The sequence below is a fragment of the Bradyrhizobium valentinum genome (assembly GCF_001440405.1).
GTDB lineage: Bacteria > Pseudomonadota > Alphaproteobacteria > Rhizobiales > Xanthobacteraceae > Bradyrhizobium > Bradyrhizobium valentinum.
This window is the reverse complement of record NZ_LLXX01000089.1, coordinates 1-8,508: the sequence shown is the minus strand read 5'-3', so window position 1 is coordinate 8,508 and position 8,508 is coordinate 1. Positions and strand designations below refer to the sequence as shown.

Sequence of the window (8,508 nt, the reverse complement as noted above, 5' to 3'; positions counted from 1 at the left end):
CGGCCCGTGCCGGCGTAGCGGCCGCGACGGTTGTTTGAGCGGGCGCGGGCGTAGTCGTGGCGGTATTGGCTGGCTGCGGCGCGGTGGCCTGGGCCGGCGCTGGAGCGGGCGCCGCCGGTTTCGCCGGCGCATCCGCGACGACGTCATCACCGTCCTTGCTCTTCGAGCCGAGGCCCTTGAGATCGATATTGCCGAGCGTGCCGTTATAGCCGGGCGCGGTGACCTTGATGCAGGAAATGGCGTTGCAGTTGCGCGGCGCCTCAACACGAACGCGCTCGCCGTTGATCTGGAGGGTAATGCCGCCGGCATGCGCCGAGGTGGTGGCCATCAACAATGCGGCGAGGATGTAGAGCTTCTTCATGAGAGTCTCCCGAGCGGCCTGTGAGCGTGGCGTTGAATCTGGGCGGACCCTATGCGCAGGCGCGGCAACCTTCTGTGATGCACATCACGAGACGCCCGGAAGCGCCGGAGCGGATCGGTGATTCAAATCACATTCCGTCGAGGTTCCCCGCGGCTAGGCTTTACGCATCACCTGCGGGAGGCTTCGATGAAACGAATTTGTTGTCTCGCCGTGCTGATAGCGCTGACGACTTCGGCCTATGCCGGCAGTTCGATTTCATTCCGCGTCGGCGGCCATCGGGTGCACATCGAGTCCCCCAGGCATTGCCGTTCGGCCTCGTGCACCTCAGTGTCGATCTCCAGAAGTCTCGACTGGCGCCGCAAGCGCGATCGCTATGACGACGATCGCGACGCGGGCGTGCCGGCGAAGCCAACGCCATCAGCGCCACAGACGGTTTCGCCGCCCGCACCGCCGGCAACCACGGTGCCGGCCAAGACCATCGTCGCCGCGCCGCCGGCCGTCTACACGCCGGCCGCATCGACAACCCAAATCGTCGCTGCGCCTCCAACTCCGTCGCCGCCGCCCGCTCCGCCACCGGCTCACCAGGTTTCGATTCCGGTGCCGCCGCCTCCGCCGGTCGCGAAACCGGTCGAGACCGCGCAGCCTCCGTCGCAGGTTGAACGCGTCTCACACCAGGCCGAGGAAGAGCCGTCGGATTCTCCGATCGGTGATTGGCAGACCGAAGGCAAAGGGACGGTGCGGATCGCCAAGTGCGGCAATGCGCTGTGCGGCTATGTGCTCAATTCATCGTCGAACGAGAGGGGCGAGGCGATCCTGATCAACATGAAGCCGAAGACGGAAAGGCAGTGGACCGGCAGCATCTACAGCCAGGACAGCGGCGAGACGTATTACGGCACGATGTCGATGAAGGGGCTCAACACGCTTCGCGTCGAAGCCTGCGCGCTTGGCCGCTTCTACTGCTCCGGCAACAACTGGAGCCGTATCACGCGCCGCGCCGACAGCCTGGTGAGCTCCCGGCCGGTGTCCGCCGAGCAGCGCTCGTAGAGCCTCCATCGGTTCTGATTAAATCAGAACCAGGCTAGGCTCTGGCCCTTTGTTTTGACGCGTTTTCTTTACGCGAACCGGGCGCTACTTCGCTCGAAAACGCTTTGGCCAAGAAAACGCCCGGTGACGCGGCCACCGGGCGAGCAGGTCCATGTCAGGACGGGATGTCTAGAACACGCCGAGCACAATTGCGCCGACGAAAGCTAATGCAAGATACGCGGTTAAAACGCTAAGCCTGCTGACGAGAGGATTTACGAAATCCATTGGGAGAGCTCCCTGGGTTCACGTCGTGCCGGCACCTAACGCCGAAGGCTAGCAAGACGTTCCCGGCCTAAAAAGTAAGTGTTGCTGTCTATCCCGCCCTTTCCACCGCGGGTGCAGCGCGGCAACGTGGTAAAAAATTCGTTAAATCAACGCGTTGAAGAGTCTTTAAATAAATTGGTTGAACGTACGCGCGATGACGCGCGGAGTTCGTTTGTATCTCGTCGGCTCCTTCGTCCTCGTCTCGCTAGCGGGTTGTGGCCGCGGATTTTTTCAGTCCGCCGAGCGCGAACCGTGGCGCGCCGAGGCCGAACTCGCTTGCCTGAAGTCCGGCGCGGTCAAGGAGAGCCCGGAACTGGTCCGGATCGACCCGATCTCCGGCCCCGGCGTGTGCGGCGCGGAATACCCGCTGAAAGTGGCGGCGCTCGGCGAAAACATCACCAGCTTCGGCTTTGCTGACGAAAGCCTTCGGCCGCCCGGCAATATCGGCAATCAGCCGCGCTGGCCGATCGCGCGCGCGCCGGCCGCAGCTCCTCCCCAGGGAAATTATCAAGGAAGCCATTCGGGAAGCTACCCGGGAACCTATCAAGATCCCGCACCGCGCCAGCCGAGCTATGCCGCGCCATCGAACGGCCCGATCTCGCTCTCCGCGCCGGGCATCGCCCCGCAGGCGGAGGACATCGATCTGCCGCCCGAAGGCACCCCTACATCGCGCAACGGCGGCCATATGGCGGCACCGTCCTATCCGCCGCGCGACCGTCACACGGCGCCTTCGCCATATTCACAGCCGTCCTATTCGCCGTCGCCGGCGACGCCGCCGGCCGCGCCACGGCTCGGGCCCGCCCAGGGCAATTCCGTCAGCGCCTTCGGGCAGGTCTCGATTAAGCCTGCGGCGACGCTGGCGTGCCCGATCGTCTCGGCGCTCGACCGCTGGCTCACCGATTCGGTGCAGCCGGCGGCGATGCGCTGGTTCGGCGTGCGCGTCGCGGAGATCAAGCAGATCTCTGCGTATTCCTGCCGCGGCATGAACGGCAATTCGCACGCGCATATTTCCGAGCACGCGTTCGGCAACGCGCTCGACATCGCAGCCTTCACGCTCGCCGACGGCCGTCGCATCACGGTCAAGGGCGGTTGGCGCGGCATGCCGGAAGAGCAGGGCTTTCTGCGCGACGTGCAGGCGGCCGCCTGCCAGCAGTTCAACACCGTGCTGGCGCCGGGCTCCAACTCCCACCACGAGGATCACATTCACGTCGATCTGATGCGCCGCCCCTCCCGCCGCACCATCTGCCAGCCGGCTGCAGTGTCGGGCGATCAGGTCGCCGCGCGTGCCGGCCAGCGTAACCCTTACGCGTCACGCGATCCCTATTCGACGGGATCGCTCGGAGCCAAGAAGTCGATCTCGCGCTGGTTCAGGGGTAACAGCAAGGTCAACGAGGAAGACGAGTTCGAGGATCATTAGATCCGCGGCTTCCGTAGGATGGGTGGAGCGAAGCGATACCCATCAATCCCGTTCGCGAAGTGATGGGTTTCGCAAGGGCTCAACCCATCCTACAGGCTACGCCGTCAATCGCTCCAGCAAGTCCTGCACGACGCCTTTTAGCAGATCGAGTTTGTATCCCGTCATCGGTAGCGGCTTTGCACCTGATGTCGCTTGTTCTGCGGCACTGGCAATCGTTGCTGCGCTGGCCTGCTTACCCTGCAACGTCGCTTCCACCGCCACGAGCCGTAGCGGCACCGGGGCAATGCCGCCGGCGGCGAGGCGCACGAACTGGAACGCGCCGTCCCGGATCACGGCGCGAGCGCAGAGTTCGACCAGCGGCCATTCGGCATGGGTGCGGCTGATCGCGCGCTTGTATAGCGCGCGTTCGCCTTGAAGCGGTGAAGGAAGTGCGACGCTCTTGATCAGCTCACCCGGCTGCAGCGCGTTGTCGGCCGTGCCGTTGGAGCCGTCGCCGAGGAGGTCGCCGATTGTCAGCGAGCTCCTGCGGTCGGTGGTTATCTTCGCTTCATAGGCGAGCAGCGCCGCCGCCATCGTGGACGGATGAGGCGCCACGCAGGGCCCGAGGTCGAAGGCGACGTGATAGAGATGATTGCCTGACCGTGCCGGGCAATCCGATCCGCCCTTCTTGAGGCAGGCAATATGCGGATTTCGAAAATACCAGCAGCGTGAACGTTGCGCGAGATTGCCGCCGAGGGTGGCGAGATGGCGGACCTGCGGCGTCGCTAAACCCTGCGCCGATGCCGCAATGCCCGGATATGCCGCGGCGAGGCGCGCATCGGCTGCGATCGCGGCAATGGTGGTGAAGGCGCCGATGCGCAAACTTCCCTCAGCGCCCCAGTGCATCCCGATCGTATCGGGTGCGGCTGATATATCGATCAGCGGTCCGGTTGAGACGCCGCTGCGCCGCCGCTCAGAGAGGTCGGTGCCGGCGGCGCGGAATTCGCCTGCTTGCGTAGCGGTCATGGTTGTCGGTGTCATGCGGCGGCCCTCCCTTTGAGTGCGGCGACGAGACGGTCGGGACGTATCGGCAGTTCGGTCAGCCGAACGCCGGTGGCGTTGAGGATCGCGTTGGCGACCGCCGGTGAGGTCGGCACGGTTGCGACCTCACCGATGCCGACGCTGCCGCCGAGCACGTGATCGAATCCGCCCTGGTCGAAATGCACATCGATGACAGGCGTGTCCGCAATTCCGGGGATGCGATAGTCCTCCATGCCGCCGCTGAGCACGTCGCCGGTGCGGGAATCGACTTCGCGTGCCTCATAGAGCGCGTAACCGATGCCTTGAATGACGGCGCCGGCCGCCTGGCTGTGCGCCAGCGCCGGCGCCACGATCTTGCCGACCGCAATCCCGGTGTGAACGTTGACGACGCGGACATGGCCGAGCCAGGTGTCAACCTCGACCTCGATGACCTGGACCGAACTCGGCATGCCGGCGCCGATCACAAGGTTGGAGAACCGCCGCATCATCCAGCCGAAGATCCAGCCCATGAAGCCGGCTTGCTTGAGCGGCGACTCGATTCCCGGTGCCATCTGCCTGGAGTCTTCCGGCCGCACGCCGGAAGCCGAGAGGTCGGGCGACGCCGCGAGCCATTCACGCCATGGCGCGTTGGAGCCGGGGGCCGGCTGCCGTTTTGCATTTTGCTGAATCGCAGCTTTCAGCTTCTCGATCGCGAGCAGCATCGGCGGGATCACCGACGCCGTAACCCGGCTGCCGCCCGAGCCCGGCCCTTCCGGCAGTTTGGAATCGCCGATCCTGACGTCGATCTCATGCGGCTCCAGCCCGAATTCGCGCGCGACCGTATTGGCGATCACAGTGCGGGTGCCGGTGCCGATGTCCTGGGTCGCGGTGCTGGCGACGAGGCGTCCGCCCTTCACGGCGACCTCGACCTTCGAACGGGGTTGCCACAGATAAAGCCAGTAACCGGTAGCGACGCCGACGCCGCGGCGATAGCGGCCGCTCTGCGTGGCTATCGGTTTCCGGTTGCGCCAGACGTCAAGGCTTGAGGCCCAATCGTAGAGCCGCTGGCGGTTGGGGTCGGGGTCCCAGCGTTTACGCAGCGCAATCGGATCGACATTCATGCGCAGCGCGGCCTCGTCGATCGCCTGTTCCAAGGCGAAGGCCATCGGCGGTCCGCCGGGGCCGCGGAAAGGTGCGCCGGCCGGCAAATTGCTGATGACGTCGAAATCGGCGAGCTCTTTTCCTTCCGCCGGATAGATCAGGCGCGCCAGCGCGGCGATGGTGGAGTTGGTCGCCGCGCCCGTATCTGCATAAGCGGTCAGCGACAGCGCTTTCAATTCGCCCTGGTCGGACGGCAGCAGCGCGATCTTCATCTCCGCCGCGCCGGCCGATAGCCGGTGACCGAAAGCTCCTCGTGCCGGTCGTAGGCAATCCTGACCGGCGCCTTGGCTTCGCGCGCCAGTTCGATTGCGGTGGTCGTTTCCACGCCGAGGGCAGCCTTCGAACCAAAACCTCCGCCGACATGGTCGGCAATCACGCGCACCTTGTCGTGACCGAGCTTGTAGCGCTTGGCGATCAGCTCCATCAGATGAAACACCGCCTGCGTCGAGACATGCACGGTGAGCCGGTCGCCATCGAAACGCGCGACCGCCGCGTGCGGCTCGAGGCAGGCATGCTGTTGCGTGCCGGTGCGGAAGATGCCTTCCACCAGCAACGGATTGTTCGCCGCGCGCGCATCGTTGACCCAGCTCCGCACCTTTTTCGGTTTCTTGGAAAAGGCCGCCGATGGTCCGCGGACATTACCTTTCCAGGAGGCCGGCGCACCGCCGCCTTCGGAGACGTCGCCGGCCTTCTTGCGCGCGGATTTTTCGAACACCACGGGCGCATCCGCCTTGCGCGCTTCATCGAGCCCGATCGCCGATGGCAGGCGTTCGCTGCTGAGTTTGATGGCGGCGATGGCGGCCAGCGCAGTCTTGCGGTCCCCGGCCGCGACGGCGGCGATGGGTTCGCCGACGAAGCGGACGATGCGGTCGTCGCCGAGCAGCGAGATCGCTGCGCTCACGCCTGGGATCGCGCGCGCCGGCGCCAGATCGAGCTCACTGACGCGCGCATGGGCGAACGGCGAGCGCAGTATCACGCCTTCGAGCTGGCCGTCATGATGGATGTCGACGGTATACTTCGCCAATCCCGTCACCTTGTCGCGCGCTTCCATGCGCGGTGGGACGAACTCATCGCCGTCGAAACGTCCGGCACAGGCATCCGCCACGGCACGGAAGATGCCGTCATAGGCGCCGCAGCGGCAGAGATGGCCCGACAATGCGGCGCCGATTTCGTCGCGCGACGGCACGGCCGTTCCCTTTGCCGCGCGCCAACGATCGTGAAAGGCAGCCGCCTCGACGATGAAGCCCGGCGTGCAGAAGCCGCATTGCAGGGCGTCGTGCGCCATGAACGCCTTCTGTACCGGGTGCAGTTTTGCAGCGCCAATGCCTTCGATCGTCGTCACGTTCCTGTTCGCGGCCGACCCTGCCGGCATCAGGCAGCTCACGGCGGGCTCGCCTTCGACCAGCACCGTGCAGGCGCCGCAGACGCCAGCCCCGCACACGAGCTTGGTGCCGGTGAGGTCGAGCGCGTCGCGCACGACATCGACCAACAGCGCATCGGGATCGTCGGGGAGGGGAGCGAGCTTACCGTTGATCGTCATGGTGCTCATCTGCGATCTCCAGGTTTGCGGGTGGATTTCTTGACAGGTTTCTTGGCTGGTTTCGCTTTGGCCGCGCGCGGCTTGTTCGCCGGGCCGACCGCTCCGGCGATCAGCGTGCGCAGCATGATTTCCAGATCCTTCAGGAAGGCGCCGGCCGGCTGCATCGCCGGGTAGGCGGATTTGGTGCCGTTGACCGCCATCTCGATGCATCGCGCCAGATCGCGTGGCGTCATGCCGGCGTTGAGAACGAGGTCTCGTTTGCGGCAGACGCGCGTGATCGTAGCGGCGAGCTGCTCCGCATAGGCCGTGGCATATTTCTGGTAGAGGTCGCGGGCCTGCAGGAGGTGCTCGGAGAACAGCTCCTCGACATGCGGCGAGCCGTCGAGCGAAGCGGCCAACTGTCCGAGCTTGGCGGAGACGGACGCGACGACAATATCGGCGAGGCTGCCGCCGGCCTTCTCGGCTGTGCCGGCCGCCGCGATTTCGGCGGCAAGCGCCTCCTCATGCAGCCGCTCGATGACGGCGCGGAACAGCGCTTCCTTGGATTTGAAGTGATGGTAGAGCGCCTGCCGCGTCAAGCCGGCGGCGTCCGCGGCCTGCTCGATCGACGAGCGCCGGAAACCCTGCCGGCGGAACACCAGCATCGCAGCATCGAGAATGCGGGTACGCGGGCCCATTTGGCGATTTTGACAAAATAGAAAGAAATGTCAAATGACGGATTCGCGAGAAGGGATAGAAGATCGTGCCGTGCAGCAACAACGGCAGGTCCGATGTTACTGATCGGACGACACTTTATGTGTCCGGCAGTCGTACGGTTCGCTCTCACCGGCGCCGTCGATATTCACCCTGTAGTACGGTCCCATCGAGGGCGCGTTCAGAAACGCATCGAGCGTGTCCTTCGGCAGATCGCAATACTGGTGATCGGTGCGAAGAATTTGAACGAATTGGCAGTTCGAAAGCCCGGTCGTCACCACGTCATGCGTTGGAAACGAAACAGAGCGGCAAGCTCAGTCAGCTCCCTCCCCCCTTGCGGGGGAGGGCGGGGGAGAGGGGTGGCGGCAACGGCGGTGCTCGCGGCTTACCCCTCTCCCTAGAGGGAACGCAGCTCGTTCTTAGCAAGCTTCGCGGTACAAACTCAGGTCTTGCATTCGCCCGATGTCATTCGGGAGACCTCGGGTGGCTCACGCATGTGATCCTGCTGCGAGGTGTCTCTCTGTTTGACTGTGTTGATCTGTGCGATCGTACTCGCGCGAAATCATGGGTCGCGCGCCATTACAACTGTCGTGTGGTTCGCTTAGACCAATACTAGTTTCTAATTTTCTGTTTGATGGCCGCCGCTCGAACCTGTTTGGAGCAATACTAATTCTAAACGCGTGATTGACGCGCGCTGTATCCTTTACGCACTTCATCGCAGTGATCGAGCTTGTTACTGGTCCCGCGCAAAGCGATGAGGACTGGAAATGACTGCAAGTTTGAAGACCGCGGGATGGCTCGGCGCCGCGCTGCCGATGCTCGCCGCGATGATCGACGTAACGCCGGCGGAAGCTCAATCGTCCACGCGCGAATTGCCGGCTGTCGTCGTCGACCAGCCCTCACGTCCGCAGGCCGCGCGGTCGCGTCCCGCATCCAGACGGCAGGCCGCGTCGGCGTCGAGCCGTCGCGCGGCCCAGCGCGGGGCGGTGA

The 8,508-nt window shown here is 64.6% G+C and carries 7 protein-coding genes and 1 pseudogene; 3 read left to right on the top strand and 5 right to left on the bottom strand.

The genetic code is table 11. The annotated features are described in order from the left end of the window. Positions 1–361 (bottom strand): annotated as a pseudogene (locus CP49_RS13430) (DUF2147 domain-containing protein); the annotation flags it as partial. 186 nt (positions 362–547) lie between these two features. Here CP49_RS13430 and CP49_RS13425 point away from each other — a divergent pair. Next, a complete protein-coding gene (locus tag CP49_RS13425; protein WP_063791686.1) occupies positions 548–1,405 on the top strand; it encodes a DUF2147 domain-containing protein in 858 nt (285 codons plus the stop codon). Positions 1,406–1,862: 457 nt separating this feature from the next. Further along, complete coding sequence (locus CP49_RS13420; protein WP_057850724.1) at positions 1,863–3,125, top strand: extensin-like domain-containing protein; 1,263 nt, start codon at positions 1,863–1,865, stop codon at positions 3,123–3,125. A gap of 96 nt (positions 3,126–3,221) precedes the next feature. On the opposite strand, the gene CP49_RS13415 is transcribed toward CP49_RS13420, so the two are convergent. The 4 genes from CP49_RS13415 to CP49_RS13405 are packed head-to-tail and all read right to left on the bottom strand — an operon-like array spanning position 3,222 to position 7,502. Continuing rightward, positions 3,222–4,145, bottom strand: a complete 924-nt coding sequence (locus tag CP49_RS13415; protein WP_057850723.1) for an FAD binding domain-containing protein — start codon at positions 4,143–4,145, stop codon at positions 3,222–3,224. After that, the gene (locus CP49_RS48615) at positions 4,142–5,497 is read right to left on the bottom strand and encodes a xanthine dehydrogenase family protein molybdopterin-binding subunit (protein WP_276326840.1); all 1,356 of its coding nucleotides are present in this window, start codon (positions 5,495–5,497) and stop codon (positions 4,142–4,144) included. Before CP49_RS48615 ends, CP49_RS13415 begins: the two co-directional genes overlap by 4 nt. Next, positions 5,494–6,834 (bottom strand): molybdopterin-dependent oxidoreductase, encoded by a 1,341-nt coding sequence (locus tag CP49_RS48610; RefSeq protein ID WP_276326839.1) that lies wholly within the window; start codon positions 6,832–6,834, stop codon positions 5,494–5,496. The genes CP49_RS48615 and CP49_RS48610 overlap by 4 nt, the downstream gene beginning before the upstream one ends. Continuing rightward, positions 6,831–7,502: a TetR/AcrR family transcriptional regulator gene (locus CP49_RS13405; protein ID WP_057850722.1), complete on the bottom strand. Its 672-nt coding sequence runs from the start codon at positions 7,500–7,502 to the stop codon at positions 6,831–6,833. Before CP49_RS13405 ends, CP49_RS48610 begins: the two co-directional genes overlap by 4 nt. 783 nt (positions 7,503–8,285) lie before the next feature. Between CP49_RS13405 and CP49_RS13395 the strand changes: the two genes are divergently transcribed. Further along, positions 8,286–8,508 (top strand): hypothetical protein (locus tag CP49_RS13395; protein WP_156438375.1); only part of this gene is annotated, 223 nt, incomplete at its 3' end.